The 23,330-nt window shown below is 37.1% G+C and carries 35 protein-coding genes; 18 read left to right on the forward strand and 17 right to left on the reverse strand.

Annotated features, from left to right (window positions below):
* Positions 1 to 6: 6 nt before the first annotated feature.
* From H8B06_RS19085 to H8B06_RS19095, 3 genes are all read left to right on the forward strand, one after another.
* On the forward strand, positions 7 to 822 hold the full coding sequence (locus tag H8B06_RS19085) for an SDR family NAD(P)-dependent oxidoreductase (RefSeq protein WP_190995793.1): 816 nt from the start codon (positions 7 to 9) through the stop codon (positions 820 to 822).
* A 328-nt stretch (positions 823 to 1,150) separates the two neighbouring features.
* Positions 1,151 to 2,569 carry a Fic family protein gene (locus H8B06_RS19090; protein WP_190995794.1) on the forward strand — a complete coding sequence of 473 codons (1,419 nt, stop codon included), beginning with the start codon at positions 1,151 to 1,153 and terminating at the stop codon, positions 2,567 to 2,569.
* Positions 2,570 to 2,579: 10 nt separating this feature from the next.
* On the forward strand, positions 2,580 to 2,822 hold the full coding sequence (locus H8B06_RS19095) for a DNA/RNA helicase domain-containing protein (protein ID WP_223857783.1): 243 nt from the start codon (positions 2,580 to 2,582) through the stop codon (positions 2,820 to 2,822).
* Here H8B06_RS19095 and H8B06_RS19100 read toward each other — a convergent pair.
* The 4 genes from H8B06_RS19100 to H8B06_RS19115 all read right to left on the reverse strand — a co-directional run bounded on the left by H8B06_RS19100 (position 2,800) and on the right by H8B06_RS19115 (position 4,986).
* Positions 2,800 to 2,961: a hypothetical protein gene (locus H8B06_RS19100; protein ID WP_190995796.1), complete on the reverse strand. Its 162-nt coding sequence runs from the start codon at positions 2,959 to 2,961 to the stop codon at positions 2,800 to 2,802. The two genes, H8B06_RS19095 and H8B06_RS19100, sit on opposite strands and share 23 nt — an antisense overlap.
* A gap of 317 nt (positions 2,962 to 3,278) precedes the next feature.
* Positions 3,279 to 3,557 (reverse strand): hypothetical protein, encoded by a 279-nt coding sequence (locus tag H8B06_RS19105; protein ID WP_190995797.1) that lies wholly within the window; start codon positions 3,555 to 3,557, stop codon positions 3,279 to 3,281.
* Positions 3,558 to 3,768: 211 nt separating this feature from the next.
* The gene (locus H8B06_RS19110; RefSeq protein ID WP_190995798.1) at positions 3,769 to 4,512 is read right to left on the reverse strand and encodes a hypothetical protein; all 744 of its coding nucleotides are present in this window, start codon (positions 4,510 to 4,512) and stop codon (positions 3,769 to 3,771) included.
* 45 nt (positions 4,513 to 4,557) lie between these two features.
* Positions 4,558 to 4,986 (reverse strand): hypothetical protein, encoded by a 429-nt coding sequence (locus H8B06_RS19115; RefSeq protein WP_190995799.1) that lies wholly within the window; start codon positions 4,984 to 4,986, stop codon positions 4,558 to 4,560.
* Positions 4,987 to 5,263: 277 nt separating this feature from the next.
* Between H8B06_RS19115 and H8B06_RS19120 the strand changes: the two genes are divergently transcribed.
* On the forward strand, positions 5,264 to 5,593 hold the full coding sequence (locus tag H8B06_RS19120) for a Fic/DOC family N-terminal domain-containing protein (protein ID WP_317170961.1): 330 nt from the start codon (positions 5,264 to 5,266) through the stop codon (positions 5,591 to 5,593).
* Here the strand turns inward: H8B06_RS19120 and H8B06_RS19125 are convergent.
* The gene (locus tag H8B06_RS19125; protein ID WP_190995800.1) at positions 5,552 to 5,914 is read right to left on the reverse strand and encodes a MerR family transcriptional regulator; all 363 of its coding nucleotides are present in this window, start codon (positions 5,912 to 5,914) and stop codon (positions 5,552 to 5,554) included. The genes H8B06_RS19120 and H8B06_RS19125 overlap by 42 nt on opposite strands.
* A 110-nt stretch (positions 5,915 to 6,024) precedes the next feature.
* On the opposite strand from H8B06_RS19125, the gene H8B06_RS19130 reads away from it, so the two are divergent.
* Positions 6,025 to 7,164: an MBL fold metallo-hydrolase gene (locus tag H8B06_RS19130; protein WP_223857784.1), complete on the forward strand. Its 1,140-nt coding sequence runs from the start codon at positions 6,025 to 6,027 to the stop codon at positions 7,162 to 7,164.
* Between the two features lie 79 nt (positions 7,165 to 7,243).
* Here the strand turns inward: H8B06_RS19130 and H8B06_RS19135 are convergent, their stop codons facing one another.
* The 5 genes from H8B06_RS19135 to H8B06_RS19155 form a co-directional block, all read right to left on the reverse strand.
* The gene (locus tag H8B06_RS19135) at positions 7,244 to 7,744 is read right to left on the reverse strand and encodes a MepB family protein (RefSeq protein ID WP_190995801.1); all 501 of its coding nucleotides are present in this window, start codon (positions 7,742 to 7,744) and stop codon (positions 7,244 to 7,246) included.
* Positions 7,745 to 7,899: 155 nt separating this feature from the next.
* Positions 7,900 to 8,274 (reverse strand): hypothetical protein, encoded by a 375-nt coding sequence (locus tag H8B06_RS19140; RefSeq protein ID WP_190995802.1) that lies wholly within the window; start codon positions 8,272 to 8,274, stop codon positions 7,900 to 7,902.
* 279 nt (positions 8,275 to 8,553) lie between these two features.
* Positions 8,554 to 9,132, reverse strand: a complete 579-nt coding sequence (locus tag H8B06_RS19145) for a hypothetical protein (protein ID WP_190995803.1) — start codon at positions 9,130 to 9,132, stop codon at positions 8,554 to 8,556.
* 251 nt (positions 9,133 to 9,383) lie between these two features.
* Complete coding sequence (locus tag H8B06_RS19150; protein ID WP_190995804.1) at positions 9,384 to 9,749, reverse strand: hypothetical protein; 366 nt, start codon at positions 9,747 to 9,749, stop codon at positions 9,384 to 9,386.
* Positions 9,750 to 10,027: 278 nt separating this feature from the next.
* Positions 10,028 to 10,183 carry an ORF6N domain-containing protein gene (locus tag H8B06_RS19155; protein ID WP_190995805.1) on the reverse strand — a complete coding sequence of 52 codons (156 nt, stop codon included), beginning with the start codon at positions 10,181 to 10,183 and terminating at the stop codon, positions 10,028 to 10,030.
* A 157-nt stretch (positions 10,184 to 10,340) separates the two neighbouring features.
* Between H8B06_RS19155 and H8B06_RS19160 the strand changes: the two genes are divergently transcribed.
* Entirely contained in the window at positions 10,341 to 11,123 is a 783-nt protein-coding gene (locus H8B06_RS19160) for a GIY-YIG nuclease family protein (protein ID WP_190995806.1), read from the forward strand.
* A gap of 19 nt (positions 11,124 to 11,142) precedes the next feature.
* Here the strand turns inward: H8B06_RS19160 and H8B06_RS19165 are convergent, their stop codons facing one another.
* Positions 11,143 to 11,454, reverse strand: a complete 312-nt coding sequence (locus tag H8B06_RS19165; RefSeq protein WP_190995807.1) for a hypothetical protein — start codon at positions 11,452 to 11,454, stop codon at positions 11,143 to 11,145.
* Between the two features lie 72 nt (positions 11,455 to 11,526).
* Positions 11,527 to 12,105, reverse strand: a complete 579-nt coding sequence (locus tag H8B06_RS19170; protein WP_190995808.1) for a GNAT family N-acetyltransferase — start codon at positions 12,103 to 12,105, stop codon at positions 11,527 to 11,529.
* Between the two features lie 311 nt (positions 12,106 to 12,416).
* Here H8B06_RS19170 and H8B06_RS19175 point away from each other — a divergent pair, with 311 nt between their 5' ends.
* Entirely contained in the window at positions 12,417 to 12,701 is a 285-nt protein-coding gene (locus tag H8B06_RS19175; RefSeq protein WP_190995809.1) for an Imm53 family immunity protein, read from the forward strand.
* Between the two features lie 118 nt (positions 12,702 to 12,819).
* A complete protein-coding gene (locus H8B06_RS19180; RefSeq protein ID WP_190995810.1) occupies positions 12,820 to 13,116 on the forward strand; it encodes a hypothetical protein in 297 nt (98 codons plus the stop codon).
* A gap of 393 nt (positions 13,117 to 13,509) precedes the next feature.
* On the opposite strand, the gene H8B06_RS19185 is transcribed toward H8B06_RS19180, so the two are convergent.
* Both H8B06_RS19185 and H8B06_RS19190 read right to left on the reverse strand, forming a co-directional pair.
* Positions 13,510 to 14,283 (reverse strand): nucleotidyl transferase AbiEii/AbiGii toxin family protein, encoded by a 774-nt coding sequence (locus H8B06_RS19185; protein ID WP_190995811.1) that lies wholly within the window; start codon positions 14,281 to 14,283, stop codon positions 13,510 to 13,512.
* Entirely contained in the window at positions 14,283 to 14,567 is a 285-nt protein-coding gene (locus H8B06_RS19190) for a DUF6922 domain-containing protein (protein ID WP_190995812.1), read from the reverse strand. The genes H8B06_RS19185 and H8B06_RS19190 overlap by 1 nt, the downstream gene beginning before the upstream one ends.
* A gap of 343 nt (positions 14,568 to 14,910) precedes the next feature.
* Between H8B06_RS19190 and H8B06_RS19195 the strand changes: the two genes are divergently transcribed.
* Positions 14,911 to 15,120, forward strand: coding sequence for a hypothetical protein (locus H8B06_RS19195; protein WP_190995813.1), 210 nt, complete (start codon positions 14,911 to 14,913; stop codon positions 15,118 to 15,120).
* 82 nt (positions 15,121 to 15,202) lie between these two features.
* Here the strand turns inward: H8B06_RS19195 and H8B06_RS19200 are convergent, their stop codons facing one another.
* Together H8B06_RS19200 and H8B06_RS19205 are read right to left on the reverse strand one after the other, a co-directional pair.
* The gene (locus H8B06_RS19200; protein WP_190995814.1) at positions 15,203 to 15,838 is read right to left on the reverse strand and encodes a hypothetical protein; all 636 of its coding nucleotides are present in this window, start codon (positions 15,836 to 15,838) and stop codon (positions 15,203 to 15,205) included.
* A 626-nt stretch (positions 15,839 to 16,464) separates the two neighbouring features.
* Complete coding sequence (locus H8B06_RS19205; protein ID WP_190308869.1) at positions 16,465 to 16,725, reverse strand: hypothetical protein; 261 nt, start codon at positions 16,723 to 16,725, stop codon at positions 16,465 to 16,467.
* A 147-nt stretch (positions 16,726 to 16,872) separates the two neighbouring features.
* On the opposite strand from H8B06_RS19205, the gene H8B06_RS19210 reads away from it, so the two are divergent.
* Complete coding sequence (locus tag H8B06_RS19210; protein WP_223857785.1) at positions 16,873 to 17,247, forward strand: nucleotide pyrophosphohydrolase; 375 nt, start codon at positions 16,873 to 16,875, stop codon at positions 17,245 to 17,247.
* A gap of 106 nt (positions 17,248 to 17,353) precedes the next feature.
* Entirely contained in the window at positions 17,354 to 17,959 is a 606-nt protein-coding gene (locus tag H8B06_RS19215; protein ID WP_190995815.1) for a virulence RhuM family protein, read from the forward strand.
* Here H8B06_RS19215 and H8B06_RS19220 read toward each other — a convergent pair.
* Positions 17,949 to 18,188 (reverse strand): hypothetical protein, encoded by a 240-nt coding sequence (locus H8B06_RS19220; protein ID WP_190995816.1) that lies wholly within the window; start codon positions 18,186 to 18,188, stop codon positions 17,949 to 17,951. The two genes, H8B06_RS19215 and H8B06_RS19220, sit on opposite strands and share 11 nt — an antisense overlap.
* A gap of 200 nt (positions 18,189 to 18,388) precedes the next feature.
* On the opposite strand from H8B06_RS19220, the gene H8B06_RS19225 reads away from it, so the two are divergent.
* From H8B06_RS19225 to H8B06_RS20735, 7 genes are all read left to right on the forward strand, one after another.
* Positions 18,389 to 18,607, forward strand: coding sequence for a DNA/RNA helicase domain-containing protein (locus tag H8B06_RS19225; RefSeq protein WP_190995817.1), 219 nt, complete (start codon positions 18,389 to 18,391; stop codon positions 18,605 to 18,607).
* A 388-nt stretch (positions 18,608 to 18,995) separates the two neighbouring features.
* Complete coding sequence (locus H8B06_RS19230) at positions 18,996 to 19,307, forward strand: TFIIB-type zinc ribbon-containing protein (protein ID WP_190995818.1); 312 nt, start codon at positions 18,996 to 18,998, stop codon at positions 19,305 to 19,307.
* Positions 19,308 to 20,114: 807 nt separating this feature from the next.
* The gene (locus H8B06_RS20730) at positions 20,115 to 20,609 is read left to right on the forward strand and encodes a hypothetical protein (RefSeq protein ID WP_223857786.1); all 495 of its coding nucleotides are present in this window, start codon (positions 20,115 to 20,117) and stop codon (positions 20,607 to 20,609) included.
* A gap of 258 nt (positions 20,610 to 20,867) precedes the next feature.
* Positions 20,868 to 21,317, forward strand: a complete 450-nt coding sequence (locus tag H8B06_RS19240; RefSeq protein WP_190995819.1) for a hypothetical protein — start codon at positions 20,868 to 20,870, stop codon at positions 21,315 to 21,317.
* Between the two features lie 193 nt (positions 21,318 to 21,510).
* Positions 21,511 to 22,710 carry an AbiH family protein gene (locus H8B06_RS19245; protein WP_190995820.1) on the forward strand — a complete coding sequence of 400 codons (1,200 nt, stop codon included), beginning with the start codon at positions 21,511 to 21,513 and terminating at the stop codon, positions 22,708 to 22,710.
* Between the two features lie 157 nt (positions 22,711 to 22,867).
* Complete coding sequence (locus H8B06_RS19250) at positions 22,868 to 23,152, forward strand: DUF6119 family protein (protein WP_190995821.1); 285 nt, start codon at positions 22,868 to 22,870, stop codon at positions 23,150 to 23,152.
* The coding region (locus H8B06_RS20735; RefSeq protein WP_223857787.1) for a hypothetical protein at positions 23,109 to 23,330 on the forward strand (222 nt) is incomplete at its 3' end. The genes H8B06_RS19250 and H8B06_RS20735, both read left to right, overlap by 44 nt.

Raw genomic sequence — 23,330 nt, forward strand, 5'->3', positions numbered from 1 at the left:
AAAGAAATGTCATCTAAAGTATGGTTTATTACCGGCGGTTCCAGTGGACTTGGTCGGTCATTCACTGAAACAGCATTATCTAGGGGTGATTCTGTTATGGTGATCGCAAGAAATGTCGACCCCTTAAACGATTTAGTGTTGAAATTTCCTAATCGATTCTATGCATTATCAACAGACGTAACAGATCGAAATGCAGTTTTTGCTAGTGTTGGTAGATGTATAGAAAAATATGGTCGAATAGATGTCGTTATTAATAATACAGGACAATTTCTATTCGGTATGGTAGAGGAAGTCACCGAGGAGCAAGCAATGAACCATATGAAAGTCAATTTTTTTGGAGCATTATGGGTAGTACAAGCAGTAACTCCAGTACTAAGAAGTCAAGGACACGGTCATATCCTTCAAGTAACATCTATGGGTGCTAATGGTGGTTTTGCATCTGTAGGTCTTTACAGCGCATCGAAGTCCGCATTAGATAGTCTGAGCGAGGCACTCGCTATGGAAGTTGAGAGTTTTGGAATAAAAGTAACTATTTTACAACCAGGGGGGTATGTTACCGATTTATTTACAAGAGGTCTTACTTCTACTAGAGAGAATCCCTCTTACATAGATTTGCGTAACAAGCTTGCTAAATTATGGACATCTTCATATGACGTACCTGTTTCTTTAGCATCAGCGGTTGTATCTAAAATTGTAGATATTGAAGAACCGCCCAAGAAAATAATTCTAGGAGGAGTTGCTTATGACCAAGTATTAGTAATGATTGATGCTAGATTAAATGAATACAGAAAATGGGAAGATTTGAGCCGTGAAGCTGATTAAGTAGACCACGAACAAAAATCGATTTTAGTGAAAACTGGCCGTGTACAACCATCAACCAAGGGCCAGTTTCAAAAAGAATAAATGTAAAAACATCCGTCATTATATTTCTCTTGTTGCTCTTCACTAATTGGTTGGTCAAACAGCTTTCCAATGAGTCTGGTACGGTACGTCATTATAGCTGTCGCTATGGAATATCATCCTATCTCTTGAATTCTCTTTGTCTTCTGTTTTAAAATATTTTCAGCGATATGCATTGCTCCAACGGATGTATTAGCATCGTATTTACTGGAATTGACAACGGTCGCGATACCAAGTATTGCGACAAAACATGTCGCAATACTTGGTATCGCGACAGAATTCATTTAACTTTGTCGCGATAAGAAATAGTGTGGATAAGAAAAAACAAATAGAAATTATCTTGTCCCTTCTGGCAGAAGGCAGTTTGTCTATTGAGCAGATTAGTGATCAACTCGGTTTTGCCATTAAGCGACGGACATTACAGCGACGGTTAAAGGAGTTAAAGGAAGATAATCGTATTGCTGTGTCGGGAGACGCCCGTGCTACACGTTACTCATTGAAAGAAAAACTACAGGGCTTGCCAAAGGAGCAGGAAGATCTGATTCCACTGTCTCCCGAAGGGAAAGAGATTCTTGGCTTTATTACCAAGCACGTAGCCAAACGGAAGCCGGTTAGCTACAATAGGTTGTTTTTAGAGCATTACCGTCCCAATATAGATAGCTACCTAACTAATGGGGACAAAGAAAAACTTGCCGAAATCGGCAGGACACAAGGAGGCAATCAACCGGCTGGAACATACGCTCAACAAATTTTAAACAGATTACTAATCGATCTCTCATGGAACTCCAGCCGTTTGGAGGGTAATACCTATTCATTGTTGGATACGGAACGTCTTATCCACGAAGGAACACCGGCACAGGATAAATCTCTCAGAGAAACACAAATGATCTTGAACCATAAAGATGCTATTGAGTTCCTTGTAGATACGGCAGGCGATATTTCATTTAGCCGGCATATCATCTTGAATCTGCATGCACTCCTTTCAAACAATTTGCTGCCAGATCCTGCAGCACCGGGCAGGTTAAGAGAGTTTTCCGTAGGCATTACCAATTCCGTTTTTACCCCTTTGGCTATTCCACAACTTATTTCTGAGTTCTTTGACCTCATTTTGGAAAACGCAAACCTCATCGAAAATCCGTTTGAGCAGGCATTCTTCGTATCGGTTCATTTACCATACCTACAACCTTTCGATGATGTTAATAAGAGGGTTTCACGCTTGGCGGCAAATATACCGCTGAACCGTCATAACCTTGCCCCATTAACATTCATAGATGTTCCAGAGGAATATTATGTCAGAGGTCTTCTTGGTGTATACGAATTGAACCGTATCGAGTTGTTTAAAGACGTTTTTATCTGGGCTTATGAAAGATCAGCGATGCGCTATGCTGCAATCCGTCAATCATTGGGCGAACCGGACACATTCCGTTTACAATATCGCGACAAAATCCGGACTGTTATACTGAATATTGCTTTGCAGATGATGAATAAAGACCAGGCCAAACACGCCATACAAAGCGAAGCCCAAACACTGCCGGCTGATGATCGTAACAAATTCATAGAAGCATTGGAAACGGAACTGTTAGGTATGCACGAAGGAAATTATGCCCGGTACAAGATTTCGCTTGACGAGTTTAGGAAGTGGCAGGAAATCTGGAGAGGTCGCGCCTAATGTCCTGCTCATGGATGATGAATCGCGCCGTATACGCGAGAAGACCGGATACCCTTTCAAACCTACTGGAAGATTACAGGTCGAGGACCTCTTGCGGGAAGCACGTATATCGGTATTCTTTACCGACGATTATCAAGCGGTACGCAGAGGGAAGATCGGCTCATCAAGTTTTATCTGCATGCAGGCCGAGTCCGTTTCTTTCTTAAAACCGAGTATAGGAAAGGACCCTCTTAGCGTTGAAGATATTCCTTAGGTATCGGATGTTTTTTCAGGAAGTCAATTGCCTCTTCGTTTTTCTTTTTAAAGAAGTAGGAGTTGTTATAGATGCTTTGACGTTCTTGAGCCGTCAACTCATCATTTTTCTTGTTCTTTCTATCTCTGTTGGTACTCATAGTCTTAAACCTCCTAATACAAAGTTCGTTATTATTTTTTAAATATAAAAAAAGCATCGTAGTTTTTACCTTTTCGAAAAGATTCCCAGCTGTCCTTGTAGAAGCCTTTGACCTCAAGTATTCTGTTCGATATTTTTTAAAACAGGTTGGCCAAATTCCTTTGTTAATTTGATAGTTAGATCATCAAACTTAGTTTGAAATTCATTGAACATCCGCGTATAGTTTTCATCTTCAAAAAAATCAAAATCGTTTTTGTATGCTAAATCCCATTGGTATAGGATCACTTTTACCAAGCTGTCATTTACGCTATAAAAATATTATGTTGCAAGTTTGAAATTTGGCTTGTCTTTGCTTTCATAACTCCTAGGTGTCACTAAAATATATCTGTTTTTATTTGGATAAATTCCTTCTCCTATTTCTATCAGATGAACGGGGGTAATATCTTTAGAGTTCCTTTCTTTTTCTACTTCAATTACGGTCTTGATGTCAAGTTCGCTCAATCTGTTAAACATTTTTTTTTGAAATGTAAATTTGTTTGTAGCGCATGATGCCATCGTCAACAATGTTAATGACATTATTAATTTATGAATTTTCATTATTTATTAGTCAGTTGATATTCTCCACCACATGCTATTGTCAGTATTTTCCTAATGGTTTGTCGATTTCCACAGTTCTTATTTTGGTGCCGAAAGCTTCAAGAAGGCTCCAATAAAAGCCTAAAATTAATAGTGTGTACACTATTGATGTGATAACACATCCCTTTTTTAGTGCTATTGAATTCATCAGATAACAAGCTTTTTGCTGCTATTACTCATCCTCTTCAAAACATTGACGTCCAATCGCGCCGCCTCCATACTCAAGAACGACATTGTCTTTATAGTAAATGTAAAAACATCCGTCATTATATTTCTGTTGTTGCTCTTCACTAAGTAGTTGATCAAATAGTTTGTAAGCGTATTTACCTAAACCGCTATAAGAGAATCCTATTGTAGCCAGTTCATTGCCTGTCGATATCGATATACAATTTGCATCGGAGAGGAGCTGTCTTATCTTTGTCAATGTAAATTCGTCCCATCCCAATATCTTATATCCTGTTTCCAATGAGTCTGGTACGTCATTATAGCTGTCGCTATGGAATATCATCCTATCTCTTGAATTCTCTTTGTCTCCTGTTTTAAATATTTTCAGCGATATACGTTCTGGAATATCAAAATATTTATGAGGGGGATCAACTCCAAAATCGACATGGACCCCTGCAGGGATTAGTTCTTTGAAATGATCTTTGAGTTGTTTTATTTCTGCTTCCCGTTCTGTATAGTTATCTATAAGTTCCTTTTTGCTTGATGTCGGCATTGTCCCCATAAAAAGAATGAAATCTATAGTCTCATCCGTAGCATTAAGCAACTCCGATTGCTCTTCTGCGGAAAATTCCTCTATAAGCGTCTTTATTAGGGAATCTCTGTTGATTTTAGGTCGGAGCTGGGGCTCTTTTAGCTGACCATACACGTTGCCTACAAACAAGGCAAACAGCAATAGGCAATATTTTATCATGGTGTAGTTTGTAAAAGTACAAGGCAGTTAATTTTTAATCATTAATTACGGCACAGTTTCAACTCCCGTAAATTTCAAATTTTCGTCATCCCTATATAGCCAGATACCGAACGTACCGCCCTCATGGCCTGGAGCAAGTTCATTCTTTTGGTAAATATTATAGAACACTATTGCCACATCAGCATGATGTTTGTCGACATGTAGCTGTTTAACGGAAGACTTAAGCCTTCTTATTAAATCGGGATTGAAAATATGGTATAATTCATATTTGAAAAAGCGTGATGCCAGCATGTTCTTATTCTCGCATGGAAAACATTTTATTGAATCTGTACTGTTTAATATAAGCTCTTCCATCTTTCTTTCGTCTATTAATCGGATTATGCTATCCGCCCTATCGTAGGCCTTTAATGTGTCAACTTGTGCTTTAACAAATGTTGTTATGAATATTAACGCTGATAAAAAGAATAATTTCATGTGTAACGACGGTTTAATATGTCAGGCGGGAATCGGAGTCCCCTTTTTATTTTATCACAAGTTTAGTGAATATCTGTGACAAAATTATTGTTTTCAGCGCGAACTGAGTCAATAGAGACTCAAAATCGAGTAGTTGTATGTTGTAGCCTCTATATTCATGCCTCACAGGTCAGATCAATTGACCTCGCTAAACGGTAGGTTGAAATCAGCTTTGAACTATACCGCACCATCAAGCGGTTGAACAAGTAATCCTTATATGTTCATTTTTTGAAACAAAGTGAACAAATGCCATAAATATGTCCATTTTCTTTTATTACTTTGTGTATACAGTAATATCCAACGTCTGCCCAATCCCCATATGTTGATCAATACTATTGCTCTCCAAGAGGCCAGGGCATCATCAGCTATTGAAAATATTTTTACGACAGAAGATGAACTTTATAAAGCCGTTTGGGATACTATCCAAGAAAAAAATGCAAATCCTGCAACAAAAGAAGTTCTGCGGTATAGGGAAGCACTTTGGGAGGGATATAAACGTATAAAGGAAAAACTTTTTCAAATCATACTAACACCTCCCGTTTTCGATATCCTCAATGCATCTTGCTAGGAGCTTTTTGACTTCCGTTAGTTGGTGGATCTTGGCATCGACCTCGTTGATTTTGCTATTTACGACCGCTATTTTCTTTTCTACCGATAGTTGCTCACTATGCCAGTTTTCCAACAAATCTTTTATTTCAGCTAATGTAAATCCAACCTCCTTGGCACCTTTGATGATTTCTATTTTCTCCACTACAAGTTCGTCATAATGTTTATAGTTGTTTGTTCTCACCTTTTCATCAGATACACCTTTGAACATTCCATAATTCTCGTAATATCGCAACGTAGCTATCGATACGCTAGTTCTTTTTGATAATTCATTGATTAACATGTCTTTATGTTTTTGTGGATAAAAAATATAAAGTATAAACCATACTATATGGTTGTTGGTTGTAAATCTACAAAGTATATTTGCATAATCAAAGTGCATAAGGCAAAAGTATGAGAAGGGAGAAGCTTTTTAAAATATTGAAAAATGTAATGATAGGGATACTCATTTTTATAGGTATATTGACTGTAGCTGTCCTTGCCTATATGCAACATCCTAAATTCGGGAAAGCACCAAGTGGAAAACGATTGGAACGGATAAAACAATCGCCCCAGTACAGAGACGGGAAATTTCAAAACACACACTATACACCTATGGTCAGCGAGGGATATTCGATGACCAAAGTGACCTTTGATTTTATTTTCCGAAAATTTCCTCGGACCAAACCGATAGACGAAATCCCATCTTTAAAGACCGATTTGAAAAGCTTGCCGGTCAGCGAGAATGTATTGATCTGGTTCGGTCATTCGTCCTACTTCATCCAGCTCAACGGTACGCGGTTCCTGGTAGACCCTGTTTTCAGCGGCAATGCTTCGCCTATTCCAGGTTCAAATAAGTCATTCATTGGAACAGATATTTATTCGGCTAACGATATGCCCGATATTGATTATCTCCTCATCACGCACGATCATTACGACCACCTCGATTACGAAACCATTATAAAATTAAAACCCAAAATAAAGCAGGTTATATGTGGTCTGGGAGTGGGCGAGCATTTTGAATATTGGAAGTTTGATCCTGCGCAAATAATCGAAAAAGATTGGAGCGAACGTATTTTGATCAGAGATGATCTTACAGTCCACACTGCGCCAGCACGGCATTTTTCCGGCAGAGGCATGAAGAGTAATAGTACGCTTTGGCTTTCTTACATTTTGCAGACACCAGATTTGAAATTGTATCTAGGTGGTGATAGCGGTTACGATACGCATTTTGCCGAGATTGGGAAACAGTTTGGTGGATTCGATCTAGCCCTTTTGGACAACGGTCAGTACAATCCAGCCTGGAGGGAGATCCATTTATTGCCAGATGAAGTATTGAAAGCCGCAAAGGACTTACAGACAAAGCGATTGTTACCGATACATTCATCCAAATTCAAATTGGGCTACCACCCTTGGGACGAACCTTTGACAAGTGTTACTGCGTTAAATGAAGAAGCGCATAAAACGACATTGATCACACCCAGAATAGGCGACATCGTATACTTGAACGATACGGAGCAAACGTTTACCAAATGGTGGGAAAGCCTCGATTGAAGTTATCATATGGAAAAGAATGTTAAAGATTTAGCACATTACTTTAACATTTGATAGTCATGACTAAATGCAGTCCTTGCTACTTATCCTGAATAAGGACGTTTAATTTTTCAATGGCTGTATTGCTATCATCAGTCAAATCGATAAAATATGTTGTTTGCCATGCTTTTGCTGCCCGGGCCTGTTCATTTACAGGTGTGTCCCAATCAGGATAAATCCTGAACCCTCTTTTTCCAATCTTCCCGTTTTCGGTCAGAATTTGATGTAGGCCCAGTACATGCTTTGGAAAAAAGAAAAATCCAAACCTTTCGTTGTTATGCGTAGTGATCATATAGAAATCAAGATCATCATTTATATGAAACGGTTCCGTTTGTTTTTCCGCGTTACGCCTCCAAAGGGTTACAAATTGTCCTATTTTCTTTGGCGTGACTTTCGCATTCCTAAATTTAATCTTGAAACTTCCTATCTGAAAGTTATATCCATCATATTCTTTACACTCTTTATCTTCAGTTATACCAGCAATAGGCAACCCGAGGGCACGGAATATGAAATCTTGTATATGTCTTAATTCGTCAATCATACTTTGGATTAAAATCCAAAGATAGGGCAATATTTTTCACCCATAAATCTGCTCTCTCGAAATTTATTGTTGTCCATCAAAATAAGTTGTACAAAGTAATTGGAATTGCAACTTAAAAGTGGAGACTTTTTATGCTGCTAATTTCTGTGAATGAATTAACTAAGATCATAATCTGAAACCAATTTTACGTGTTGTAATATGTTGTCAAAACCTATATTCATACTCATACAACGATAGGTTCTACTTCTTTCCTTTTCATTTTTATCAATATTCCACAAATGGCAGAAGCTATCATATAATACACGCTGATTTGTGGTATGACACTTCCGCCTAATAGATGAAGTGTTAAAGAAATGCCACATATCGTCCAAATGATTAAAATCGATTTTATCCAATGTATTTTCATTCCCCAGCGCTGTGTTATATGATAGACGAATAGGTAACAACCCAATCTCTTTGGCTAATTGCGATAGGATAGGAGCCAGAATCAATGTGCATCCCCAGTGTTTCAGTATATAAAACCAATCCATCTTTTAGTTATTTCCTAAGCACTAACATCAACTTCGTATCAACAGCTGGTTGTCCCTGTTCAATTATCTTCGCCGTAATATACAATATAATATCATCAGTTTCCTCGATTTTACCGATAGTACATCTAAATAGTGTCGCGTCGAAAGGCTCCGAATGAATAATACGTACGCTTGTCGAATCTACTTTTATCAATCTTTCGGAATCCAAAGCGGTTAAGATCGACCGGTACTCATCTTCATCAATCCCTAGATTTTCATGATAAGGGAACGGTTGATTAGTTATAACTTGCCATAAGTATCCGAAATTAGTTTTCCATCAAAACCAATTTTATATTTCGTATTAGAAAAATCCGTAAGTAAAATTCCGTCATTTTCGATTTTAAATTCTTCCTTATTGTCTACCGAGACAAAAATATCTGCAGCACTAAATTCCCATTTTATTATTCCCTTTTTATTAATCCTAACTATTTGAAGTTCACCGTGAACAACATAGTCATCTTGTAATTTAAATACCTGAAAACATGTGGCTGGGTCGGCCTGCGTCTTCCATTCTAAGTTTAGATATGGAAGCGTAACGCAAAATATGGTGTCGCAACAGCAAATTAGTAAATGCTCGTCGTCAAGTAGCGAAGAATTTTGATGAATACCTGTAGCGCCACCGGAGCCAATTATGATACAACTATCAATTACTTGGTCGTCTCGCCAAACCTTGATGCCGTGTTTTGAAGTCGGATATTCTTGTGCATCAATACCGAAATATTGTTTCTTGTAAAAGAAAGAATTATCTGCCGATCCCAATCTATAATCTTGCTCATCAAGTATTTCAATTGTCAGATCTTTATATTGATATCGTTTCAATTTGTAATCAGTTTTGGCAGATTTCCCATTAGAAAACTACTCCGTTCAATGTATGTGTGCAGCAACTACAACAAGGTGTTAAATCCTCGGCTGTAATAATAGGGGATAAGCTTGTGTCCATGGAGTAAAGTTAATTATTCTAAACCGACTAAAAAGGTGGAACAAATTTTAGTTGTAATCCGTTAACTGGCGTCTGATATCCATTGAAATTACGTTTAATTTGTTCTTTCATTTTTAATATCGAGCACGAATTAAGCTATTGCATGACCCAGCGCTCCTACTATTATAGCTAAGAAGAAAATTATTAGTACGATGGAATAATCATGTTTAATTTCATCATAATTTACCTTTCCTGCGTATGGTTTTAATTTCTTCGCAATTTTAAAACCGATTGTTCCATCAAATATTCCGACCATACCGCACAAAAGTAAAACCGAATTTGGGGAGGTGACGAAAGATAAGTAGTATCCTGTGAAGAAATATGTAATGAACGACAAAATAGCAAAATAACCATAGTTGAATCGAAACTTTCTGGAAGCTATAGCACCTAACGCGTCTATCGCAGTTACCGATAATAAAGCGATGCCTACAATAGATAAAATGTATAAAATCATCAATTATTAAATATTATTGATTGAGATGTGTTTTTATTATGCACATCCATTTATAAAACTACGAAAAAATGTATGATGTCGAAGAGGGTTATTAGATTTCTATTGTGAAAGAAAATTTAATATTATCTGCTCCTTCTGAAAAAATAAAGATAGATATTACAGCGCATTATTTAAAAATGACGGTCAATTAAATGAAGTTGACCTTGCACATACTTCCTTTTACCGAATTAGTGCTAATTTATACTCCTGCTAAACACTACTCCAAGATAACAAATAGGAGCCTAGTGTGGGATGGCTTGGGGACTTCTTAATACCTTGGTCTCGACTCCGTATAATTCTGCTAAGATACTATCTAACATGACTTTTTGCCCCCTGATGTAGTAAATCTTGTTCATCACGTTCTCTTCCGTTATTGCTATTTCATTGGTCTTACTCATAATTTACTCAGTTTATGATAACTTTTTTGGTGTTAGAACTTATAAGCCTCAAATATAACTAATATTTCTAAAAACTAAAAATATTAGTATTTTTGTTATTCAGATTTTGAACAAAGTGTTATTAACGTCTGAACATGATACGCAGCAGATTTAACGAATGACAGCAGAATTGCAAGCTATGATCGAAAGACTGCCCGGCCTGCCGGGTGTCTATTTCTTCTACACCCAACACGACGATCTGGTCTACATCGGCAAGAGCATACACATCCGTAAGCGTGTGCAGCAACATTTTCAAGGCAAAGACAGTAAATCGCGCAAAATACAACGCACGGTGACACGTATCGCCTACGAGCCAATGGGGAGCGAACTCATCTCCCTGCTTTATGAGTCCGACCTTATCAAGCGCCACCAGCCGCTTTATAACTGTACACAGCGGCGTACTATGGATCCGTTCGGATTATATATACAGCACGAAAATGGCTATAAGGCACTGCACATTGCGAATAACCAGGAGCGGGGAGACGAGATCATTACCTTTGCCGGGATGACGGAGGCGAAAAACACCCTTTATCGGCTCACGGAAAAATATAAGCTCTGTCCGAAAATAAACGGACTCTATAAAACACGGTCTGCCTGTTTTCATTACCAGATTAAGAGCTGCTATGGTGCCTGCATTGATCAGGAACCTCCCGAAAGCTATAACCAGCGTGTCGATACGTTTTTGCATGCCCATCGTTTCGAGCGGTTTACCAAACTATTTGAGGTAGAAGGCAGAAGTTCGGCGGAAAAGGGGCTGGTCTATATCGAGCGCGGTATCTACAGAGGGTTCGGCTTTTGTGCCCGGGAAACACCTGGGGACCAGCTGCTAAAATACATCAGCTATAGAGCCGATAATAAAGATGTACGCCGTATTTTGATGCGGTATATGATAAGTGGGTAAGTTTAAATTCTATGAAAAACTATTTCCTCATATCTTTTTTTGTAGCACCACGGTAATACTTTTTGCCATCTTTTGCACCATCCCAAACGTTAGTTACACCTTGGATTTTAGTTGGAGCCTCTTTTTCTAGACGGATTAGTTTTTTACAAACTTTCCTAAAAGTTCTATTCCATCGTTTTTTGTCTTGTTTTTCCGTATCGGCTGCAGTGATTCCGAATATTTTAGTTTTTCTTACTGATCGAGACATCGTTGTTTTATAAGCTTTGATTTGGTCAAATGTGTGAATGCAAAGATAAGTGCCCTTGACTACTATACAAATTTCACTTAACATCTTAATCTCAAATACTATTTATGCAGTAACAAATATTTACTAAATCTGTTACTGTATCGTCCTGAAAAAACTTTACATGTCATTTTTCAATGTTGTCCATTCCTCGTCAATTATACTGTATACAATTGTACCGCTACTATTTCCATACGATTGTATCGCATAATTTCTTAAACATCCCTCTTTAAAAGCACCTAGTTTTTCAACCGCTTTTTGAGATTTTATATTTTTATTGTCAACTTTAAATTCCACTCTTCTCATGCCCAATTCTTCAAAGGCATGCATTAGTAATATCGATTTACAAGCTCGATTCAATCCCGTTCCTTGATAAGCTATTCCCAACCAAGTCCAGCCAATTTCCAGCCTCTTATTCGGGAAGTCTATCCCGCCGAGCATCGTAATCCCTGCTATTTTTTTATCCTGTTTGTCAATTATAGCAAAAGGGTAGAGGTTTTTTGATTTTCGAGCCCCTAAACAGAATTCGATGTATTCCTCCAGATCCTTTCTGTTTTTTACTCTCCTACCATACTCCCACAGGCCATCGGTATAACTTATTTTTTCTAAATCATCAATGTCTGATGCAGCAAGGGGTCTTAAAAGCGCTCTACCGCTCTCCAGTACAATTTGGTTATCAAAAAACTCAACTGAGCTCATCTATTATTTGCGATTGATATTTTTGACGAATTCATCGGCACTCACTTCCGTAAACGATCTACTTTTCATTATTTAAGTCTATTTTTTGTTTAAGCAATACTTTTTCTAAAAGTAGTAAATAGACGATGAAATACCAATAGCACCAGCTGGAACCTTTCAAATTTTATAACCCAATATTTTTTCAGTACTTTAGAAGAATAACTAAACACAATTATGATATTCATTTTTTTCGGAAGAAAGATAAAGCTCGCAAGGGGAAAAATATAAGGCCAGCAAGAGAGGAAGAATTACGGGATCAAAAGAGATCGATTATGGAAAGTATAAAGCAATTGATGAATTGGTATGCTTCGAATTGTGATGATGATTGGGAACATACATATAGTATAAAAATACAAACTATTGATAATCCAGGTTGGAGTTTTAAGGCGGATATTGTAGATACGGAAGTGGAAGGAAAAATAACTTTTGAAGAATCAATAGATGATGACGATGACTGGTATAGTATAAAGAGTGATGGTAAAACCTTTAAAGGGTATGGAGATCCGAAAAAACTTGGTTTCTTACTAGATAAGTTTGCCGAATTTATAAAGTCATGAGATTATGCCTGCACCAGCCATAAGGAATAATGCCTGCGATTCAGATTAATAGAATTATGCCTATTAATCAAACAAAAGTAGATTTATTTGACTGGGGTAGCCGTTAAAATATTGAAATATGAATATTCTATATAAATTAAGGCTTTCGTCTAATAGAGCTTTGTTGTTTAACGTTATTAGTTCGGTCAAATATATATGTGTTAAGTTGAAAAAAGAGAAGCTTATCTTGTCTGTTTATTGTGAAAGAGAACTGACGGAAGATGAGAAAGACATCTATTATGCTGTTGCGGGTGAAATCATTGGAGATTTCGTTGAGCTCGATGACTCCCTTACAGAAGTTGAGTTTATTGTATCCAATAAAAAGTATGAAAAATCGGATTGTAAAGGGGAATTGGTATATGCCAGATATGAATAATTCATTATTCGAGATAGAAGTTTTAACAAAATACTTGTCTTTATAACACCGAATTACACCGAGATATGCGAAGACAACTGCGAAGCGATGACGTTATAGGGAAATTTACAAACATAACCTATGAAAATCCCTGTAATCCGGCTAAATAAGAGAGACACCGCCATTGTTCTTTTGACGCTGCTATCTCCCTTATTGTTTCTAGTGGGTTTTATCATTTGGCAATGGAAAATTGATCGAAGTTTTAGACTATAATGATATTGCCAGGGAAAGAGGACATATAGGCGAACCAAGTATAAAGAAAGAGTAAATGAAACTCCCACAAAATTCCTAAATTTAGCCATCAAGCCGTTTTTGAAGCACCCCATGACGGCTATCAGCTTGTAGTTACAGGTTCTATTCTTCCACGTCAGCAGAGGAAGGCCCTGGGAATTTTACATTTAATTGGTCAAAAAGAGCGCGAATCTTTTTTCGCCAACTTGATCGGGCTACTGGCCAACTTTTCTGATCTTTCATAATGTCAACTCTATTTTGTGAATGGTGAGGCCTTGATTTTCTGCCTTGTATATCTCCGTCGTCAAACTTCAATAAAGTTAAGGGCTGATCTAATGGATTTGTCTCTCCGTCGAGATCAAAAATAGTACGATGATCCTCTGCTGAAAATAGAGAACGTTTTCTTTCAAGCTGATCAAAAAGGTATATCAATGGGAATTTTTCAGAAAGAAGGTCAAGATCATAAATATCTTTTTGAGTAGCTCGGTTTGCGGCCGACATCATCTTAAATAATGCTATATCCAGTTCCGATATGAATTTAATACCATCTATATCTTCTATGCTATCGAACATTTTCATGTTTTGAAGTACCTCCACCTTAATCGTTTCTCCATCGCATATAATAAAAAAACGAAGGAAAATATACTGGTCGTCTATATCACACGGAAATTGGAGGCCGAAGACACGTGCACCATACAATTTCTGGACTTCCTCCTTGACTCTTTCATAGCCCGCTTTTCCAATAATATGAGGGAAAAAGATATCGATGTCCGTGGATGTCCGATGATGGTATCGTATAGCTAAGTTCGTGCCGCCACCCAAAGCAGAGCCATCAAAACTTTCTAAAGATTGTAATTCACGAATGGTCTCTAATAGAACCGGAGAAACAGCAGACATTATTGATAACGTAAAAATTGCCTAACATGATAACGACGAGCAACAAGTTTACAGACCTCATTACTAATGCGCTCTTTTGTCTTTCTCAATTCTCTAACAATTTGCATCTTACTGTAAAGCTGCTCCAGAGGCTGGATATCTTTCACAAAAGTTTCTTCCGTTGTGGCCATTAGCGCTCTAGGGATAATAAAATCCTTGTCATCCTGAATATCTAAATTCTTTGGATCGACATCCCAAAATAAATGTTTGGGAAAGATTTGCGATATATCCTTTATTGCGCTCATTTATACAAAAATACAGCATAATGGAAACAAAAGAAAATAAATTAAAATAAATTTGGATACAAACAATCTATTTAACAGACTTATGATGACCTTTTATGATACGATAATGCAAGAGGATTAGATGAAAAGGCGAGCTGTATCACATAGACACACCTCATTTACAAGGTGACAAAGGGATGGTGCATTCCTTTTCCCATACTTACTCCACTAATATATCCAATATTTACACTCCATGCAAAATGAAAATCCATTTGCGCCAATTTGATACAGTCAACAATAATTCCATTTCTCTCCCAATACTCCCGCAAAATTCGTAAATTTAGCCATCAAGCCGTTCAACATTATGAAAACTTTGAGAATTGTTATTGAGCGTAGTGCCGATATGTTCAGTACCTATGCCGAAAATGCAGAGGGGATTTACGGAGGCGGAGATACTGTTGAAGAAGCTAAGCAATCGATCTTAGATGCTATACAGATTATCAAAGATGAATTTAGTCCGGAAAATACCCCTGTTGTATTGAAAGGCGATTATGAGATCGTATACCAGTTGTAGCGCATGATGCCATTGTCAGCAATGTTAATGACATTATTAATTTATGAATTTTCATTTTTTAGAAGTCTGTTGATATTCCCCATTACATGCTATTGTCAGTAGCTGGATAGACTCTATCTGTTATCAATGTATTGGTTTTCGTATCCAATCGATACACCAATCGTTGTTTTTTATAACTAAAAGGCTCGCTTAAGCCTAATCTATAAGCATATTTTACGTATATTAGGTTGGAAGATATAGAATCAATTACGGATGACCCAGGATAAACCCACGCAGGGATTTCTTCATTAGACTTTCTCCATAAGGTATCATTTCCTAAATCTAAAGAAGAGAAGGTAAAACTTACATTTGCTTTATGGCATTTATCAGCAAGACAAATCTTAGCATACGTAGCGTCATGTGCCGATATACAGTAAGTGTCTTCAATCTTTATCAACTGGATATGATCAGCCCAGTCATTTTCATGATATAGGGCACTTCCTAGGCACAACGTGTCACCATTGTGTGTTACAAGCTTGAAATCGATGTCATAGAAAATTGCGGCTAAGTCCGCATCGTATCGTTCGCGACAGATCAATTTTCCTAAAGGTTTGTCAATTTCCACGGTTCTTATTTTGGTGCCGAATGCTTCAAGAACGATCCAATAGAAGCTCAGGATCAATAGTGTGCATAAGATTATTATGATAGCACATCCCTTTTTTAATGTCATTGAATTCATCAGATAACAAGTTTTTTACCTCTATTACTCATCCCTATTTGTCCTTCGTTTGTGTGACAGGATTTTCATATCCAAATATAAATAAACTCCAGCGACTACCATTGCCACCAGCCCAGAAATCATCGCATTAAACGTTGATGACTCTACTAACATATAGGCGCCAAACACAATCAGAAAAGCGCAAAATGGGTATGCAAAAAGTCGTATTATCATTCTTTTTATACTCCATTCGTTGTTTGCTTTTTCAATTTTGACTTCTATCGGCGTATTGTTTAAAACGTCTGTCAAGTTCTTTTTGAATACATCAACATTCTTTTTGTTCTGACCATAAGAAATACTAGAACTTACGTAGTCTGGGTCACAGATGCTGTTTATCAAAAGATGGTTTTTGTATTTTATAATCGTCACCATTTCGCCCCAGCTCCCTGTCCAATTCCAAGATCTATGTGCTCTAAAAAATGTCTTATTATTCTTGTCAATACGCCACGATAAGTCCTTCGCAGTCCGCTGAACAACCTCTTGAAATTGGTCTAAATACCGTCTGCTCCCATCTTAGAAAACATCCGTTCAGTTTCTTCCGATGATATTTTACTGGACTTGGGGGTTACTTTTTCATGTTGTAAATTTTACACCAGATCCCTAGACTGCATTTCTTTACGGATTTCCTGTTCAATAATTTTATCCCCTGCCGAATTTTTAATGACCAGATATCCGATAACTAAAGGAAAAAACGTAAACAACCCCAATCCATTTTTCATTACTCCAAAAAAGAAGATCCCCACGGTGGCTCCAACGATGACGGCGTTTATTATTTTGTTATTCTTGATATTTTTCATTTTTTGGAATAACTGATCATCAGTAAATTCAGTCAAATTATCTGGTTTCATATAGCGAAATTTTCTTTAGTTGATTTTGGATATAATTCATAATTTCCTTTATCTCTTTAAAAGTAGGAAATATTAGTGAAAATGTTTCTGTAAATTTTCACCCCCAATACTCCCACAAAATTCGTAAATTTAGCCATCAAGCCGTTTTTGAAGCACACTATGACAGATATCGAACAACTCTTGCAGCAGATCAGGAACTTCCACGACGCCCGCGACTGGCAGCAGTTCCACAATTCCAAGGACCTCGCCGTAGCCCTCAGTATAGAAGCCTCGGAACTATTGGAACTATTTCTCTGGAAAGGCAATGAAGGAGCCGATCCCCAAAAGCTGAAAGAAGAACTGGCGGATGTGCTAATGTACGTCCTTTTATTGGCCGACAAGCATGGACTCGATATCAAGCAGCCAGAACTAAGACAGATTCTTAAAAACCTATGCAGCCTCAGTGCGGAGAATGAAATAGTTGAATTCAAAGAAGCTAAAAACTTAATGAACAGTACAGGCGTTGTTGACTCGGGAATGTAGGAGTTATCTTGTTGTCTAAGTCCTTGTTGAAGACGACGTTTGTAGTATATGACAACTATCGTTATGACTCGTTAGTTTCAATGAAACGCAGATAAAATTAGAGCACATGGGTGAAATAATAATATATCAAGGGAATAATAAAGATATCCAAATTGAAGTTCAGTTTGAGAATGAAACTTTTTGGTTGTCTCTCAATCAGATAGCGGCTCTTTTTGAAAAGGATAAATCTGTTATATCAAGACACTTAAACAATATCTACAAGGAAGGGGAACTCGATGTGGATTCAACTGTTGCAAAAAATGCAACAGTTCAATATGAAGGAAGTAGAAAAGTCAAAAGGACGATCGAATATTACAATCTTGATGCCATTATATCTGTAGGATATCGTGTGAATTCCAAGCGTGGCACCCAATTCCGCCAATGGGCCACCCAACGTCTTAAAGAACACCTTGTGCAAGGTTATACCATTAACCAAAAACGTCTGGAGGAACTACAGCAAACTGTGCAATTCATTGCCGAAAAGGCAAAAGATGTAGAAAATGTAGACGAGGCGAAGGTTATTATGGATATCATTTCACAGTATACCCAGAGCTTTGTGCTTTTGAACCAATTCGACAGCAATTCCATCGAACCTAAAAAGCTCAACGAAAATATTACTTACGAAATTAATTATGCTGAAGCAAGGATTGCCATTGCCGAACTTAAGAGATAGTTAATTCTTCACTAAGTGGTTGGTCAAACAGCTTGTAAGCGTATTTGCCCAAGCCGCTATAAGAGAATCCTATTGTGGCCAGTTCTTTACCCGTCGATATCGATAGGCAATTTGCATTGGAGAGGAGCTGTCTGATCTTTTTCAATGTGGATTCGTCCCATCCCAATATCTTATATCCTGTTTCCAATGAGTCTGGTACGTCATTATAGCTGTCGCTATGGAATATCATCCTATCTCTTGAATTCTCTTTGTCTCCTGTTTTAAAATATTTTCAGCGATATGCATTGCTCCAACGGGTCTATTAGCATCGTATTTACTGGGATTGACAACGGTCGCGATACCAAGTATTGCGACAAAATTCGGCTGATGATCGTAACAAATTCATAGAAGCATTGGAAACGGAACTGTTAGGTATGCACGAAGGAAATTATGCCCGGTACAAGATTTCGCTGGACGAGTTTAGGAAGTGGCAGGAAATCTGGAGAGGTCGCGCCTAATGTCCTGCTCATGGATGAATCGCACCGTATACGCGAGAAGACCAGATACCCTTTCAAACCTACCGGCAGATTGCAGGTAGAAGATCTCTTGCGGGCAGCACGTATATCGGTATTCTTTATCGACGATTATCAAGTCGTGCGAAAAGGCTGAATCTGCATTTTCATCAAGTAGGCGATACCTATTGAGGTAATAGAGTACGATATGGAGAATTCATATATGGGACCTATACCGATGGCTCCAAAAGTAATGATCATTCCGATTACTGTAACTAGGATTAATATTGATTTAATGATATTGTTATGCGTCAGGTCGCGAGTAACATTGTATGCAGTTATATAAGCGAGAAGGGTAGGTATGGAGAATATGCAGCTAATATTAAAACGGCTGGGTATATTCTGATTTACCGATTACAGCCATGCAAACTAAATGTCGGATCATAGTACGAAATATGTTAAAAAATATTAAATCTGATTACATACATGCTGCATTGAGGAGAGTTTTTCTATATTGTAGTTCTTAAATTAAAAATCGAAAAGATATGACTTGTCCAAACTGCAACGAAACACTACTGATGACGGAACGCCACAACGTGGAGATCGACTATTGCCCCAAGTGCAGAGGCGTATGGTTGGATCGAGGGGAGTTGGACAAATTGTTGGATCAGGCCAGTCAAAGGAGTGAAAGTCATCAATCGGTCACGCAAGGCAACACCTATGACGATAGAAAAGATGCCCAACGTTATGATAAAGAAGAGTATGAAAGAAGGGATAGATATGATGACCGAGGAAAATATGCTCCACATGGACGTAAGAAAAAATCGTTTCTGTCTGATTTCTTTGACTTTGATTAGAAAAAAGGATGCCTTCCCTCGACCTTTCATTTTAAATCTTAGCGCATGCGACATATAATTGTTTGCCTTCGCATAGGCTCGTAGATCGTCTGTTCCTTTGTGTCTTTATTCACTTGGCCTCAGTAACCACTGCGGCTGGACTCAGCACCTTCATATAGCGTAATCTTCACTTCCGTTACCACCTCATTTATACCCTCTACATAGAACAAAAAAAGTAATTTACCGCTTTTATATATTTAAAAGTACAATTGTCTATTACGTAAATAGTACAGTTTTATTCCAGAGATGCATTCATTTACATTTTCTGATCCCATACTGCCCTAAAATTCGTAAATTTAGCCATCAAGCCATTTTGAAGCATAGTATGGCAGATATAGAATGCCTCGTGCAGCAGTCTAGGTACAACTTCACAAAACGGACAATAGCGCGAAATAAAATATGTAGATAAAATATATGGAGAGTCTGAAATTTCAGGAGTGTTTGAAGAAATCATAAACACAAATGTCTTTCAGCGATTGAAGAAAATTCATCAAAGAGGTTCTATTTTTTTGAGTAATCCGAAAGTAAATCATACAAGATTTGAGCATTCGATTGGGGTAATGCTCATTATAAAAGCTGGGAGGAGGCATTGAAGAACAAATTGCCGGATTAATTCATGATATTTCGCATACCGCATTTTCTCATTTAATTGATTATGTACTTGAAGTAGAAGAAGAGGATTACCATGAACAAAGATATCACGAAGTTTTAAAGGATCGTGAATTAAACACCGTATTGAAGAAATATCAGATTGATAGAACGACGTTTATGGATACGGAAAAATTTAAACTCCTAGAATACCCCCTACCATATTTATCAGCTGATAGGATAGACTATACACTTCGGGATATGTGTCAGATTGGAGAAGTTACCCCTACCGAAGTTTCTTGGTTTATAAATGGTTTAGTGAGGTTTGATAATAGAATCGTCCTGAAATCAAAAGATTATGCAAAGTGGTTTCAGTCAAAATATAATTTCCTTACAGCTGAATATTTTGAAGGTCCGGAAAATGTAGAGATAAATCTAATAATGAGGGAAATAATTAGAAGTTGTTTGGGAACAGGGATCATTGAAGAACCGGACTTTTTCGAGGATGACTTTTATCTTATGGATAAAATTAATCAGAAATTAAATTTAAAGCAGTGGATTGATAGAATCCGGAGCAACGGATTGAAAAATAAAAAGTTGAAAACTAAAAAACGGATAGTGGATCCTGAAGTCATAGTAAATGATCAAATCTTAAAATTATCAGAAGTGCATTAGAACAGCTCGCAATGGATATAGCAAGATCTTGTCGTCTTGTCGACTGTCACAAATATTTACCAAATTTGTGACAAGACAAGTAGGCTAGTAGCCGAAAACCATACGGTTTCCCGTATTTCCCACACGGTCAATTTTCATATCTTTGAAAGTTAGATTATGAACATATGAAATTCTCAGATTATTTTACACGTTGCGTCTGGATACAGGACTCCTTTAGAAGAATATAGATTAACCTCAAAACCTTAAATAAAAACAACGATGAAAATCAAATTATTATCGACGTTAGTAGTATTAGGAATAATAACATTAACATCTTGTAGTAAAGACGACAATATAAGACCGGAAGACGAACCATTAGGCGTCCTGGGAGGGCCAGACTCGAAATTCAGAATCATCGAGGTTACAGGGGAGGCTAGCAATGCAGAGACTTATTTAAAAGTAGTGTATAAATCTAGTAACAAAAGGGTGGAATTAGGAGGTAAGCCTTATTGCAACATAAAGGATACAGTATTGAAATCCGCGCCGGATATTGAGCTAGAGATTATCCGAACAGGTTACCCAGCACGAGTGTATTGGAATGTAGTTGACGAATATGTTGAATATATGCGAAGAAATATCCCCGAAGATTTGTTACATGAAATTCATAACGGGAATTTTGACGATGACTACTTCTTTCAAAAAATAAGGTTGATTGAGGTTAAACTCTAAGTAGTGTAAGCGGTAACTACTATTGCAAAGAAAATGGGAATATGAATACACCAAAATCGGCAACAAGAGTGCACGCTAATAACGACAGGGTTTTATGCCCTGCTGAATAAATACGAACTTCCTTGATTAACGACAATCGACGAAGTATGAACGCATCAAGCCATGAAGTTTGAAGAACTATACTGATATTATTATGAATAGATTGATATTGATTGGAAACGGCTTTGACTTGGCTCATGGATTAAAAACGAGCTACAAAGATTTTATCTTTTGGTATCTGGATGAATGTTTTAAACGTACAGGTATATATGCTAATGGTCAGTCTTACGAAGATGAATTTCTTCATATATCGGTTCTTGAACACTATAGGCTTATGGATTTGTATAATTTATCAGGACAAAAAGGGTTGAGTAAATATTTATACGAACGGGGCCTTCTCGAACCTTATCTGAGTTTTGAGCCTAATAGGCGATATACAGCAAAAGACAACATTGAAAAATATGGTAAAGTGTCTGAGTTGACCGCTCACACCGTGTCCTATAAATCATTATTCTTTAAACGATTAACTGATGCTTATCTGGAGTGCGGATGGGTGGATATAGAGCAGGAGTATTTTGATGCGTTGAAGAAATATAATGATGGAAATCAAGCACATGATTTGAATTATCTTCGAAGAATAAATAAAGATTTTGAATTTTTGAAAAGCAAACTTGAAGAGTATCTGACTACTGAAGACGGGTCTAGTATAGAAATACATAACAAACTTCTATCGACTCTAATTTCTGATTTTAAGACGGACGATTTTGACACTTTACTCGATAAAGAGTCTTTAATACAGGGGCAGTTATGGGATATTACAAATGAGCGTAACAACGATAAAGCATACGTTTTAAACTTCAATTATACGAATACTTTCAAAACATATCTTGACGCGATTTATGAGCATAAGAGATACCTAAGTGTTAAAGAAAACCATATTCATGGTCAATTAAATAATCCTGATAACCCTATTATATTTGGATTTGGAGACGAACATGATACTGCTTATACGCAATTTGAGGAACAACGGAATAATGATCTATTTGCACATATTAAATCTTATTTCTATATGCAAACCCCCAATTATCGAAATTTAATAAGGTTTTTAAATGATGGGCACTTTCAAGTACTTGTTATAGGACATTCTTGTGGTCTTTCTGATCGTACGATGTTTAAAGAAGTTTTTGATCATGAAAATTGTAAGTCTGTAAAGGTATTTCATTATACAGACGATAATGGGAAAAATGATTTCTTCGATAAAACCATAAACCTCGGTCGCCATTTTAGCGACAAAGGCCGTATGCGGAAACTCATTGTGGAATTTAATCCGGCAGATGCTATTCCGCAAAAATGAGGAGAATCGATATATTATACGAGACTGTAATTGCAAAATGCATTTACGTATTTCCGTAAAATTTTATAATACAGGTTGTTAACTTTGCCTACTCAGTAGTTTTTATTGAATTATATTTTATAATTGTTTATCTTGTATCTTACTAAACTAACTCGTTATGGGCACTATAAAACCAACCATCTATCTTTTAAAAGAAGATGTAACAGATCCTAAAAAGCTATTTAAACAAAGTCTTAAAAGTAAAGAAGAGAATGGATGTACTCTTTATTATAAAACCAGTGGCAAGAACACTCCAGATTGGGCAGATTTTGTAATAGATAATTTTCAATTAGACTCTAATCCATTTCGTAATTCTTCATCATATGCTGTTGTTGTAATAAAAGTCAAAAATCGATATTTTGCGATACCTTTGTCTGAAGAAAAACTTAGTAGAATATCTTAAAAGCCAGAATCAGCCAGATTCGTATAAAGATAATCTATTTGCTTTAGCAACTGGATATTACGGTTCGATTAGTGCCATTGATTTCGGTCGGATGATGCCAGCGATTACGGTTCAAAAGATGCCATTCTATTTAGATATTGCTGATTCCCGTTACGGTTCGAATGGTGCCAATATCGAA

This window comes from Sphingobacterium micropteri, assembly GCF_014692515.1.
Taxonomy (GTDB): domain Bacteria; phylum Bacteroidota; class Bacteroidia; order Sphingobacteriales; family Sphingobacteriaceae; genus Sphingobacterium; species Sphingobacterium micropteri.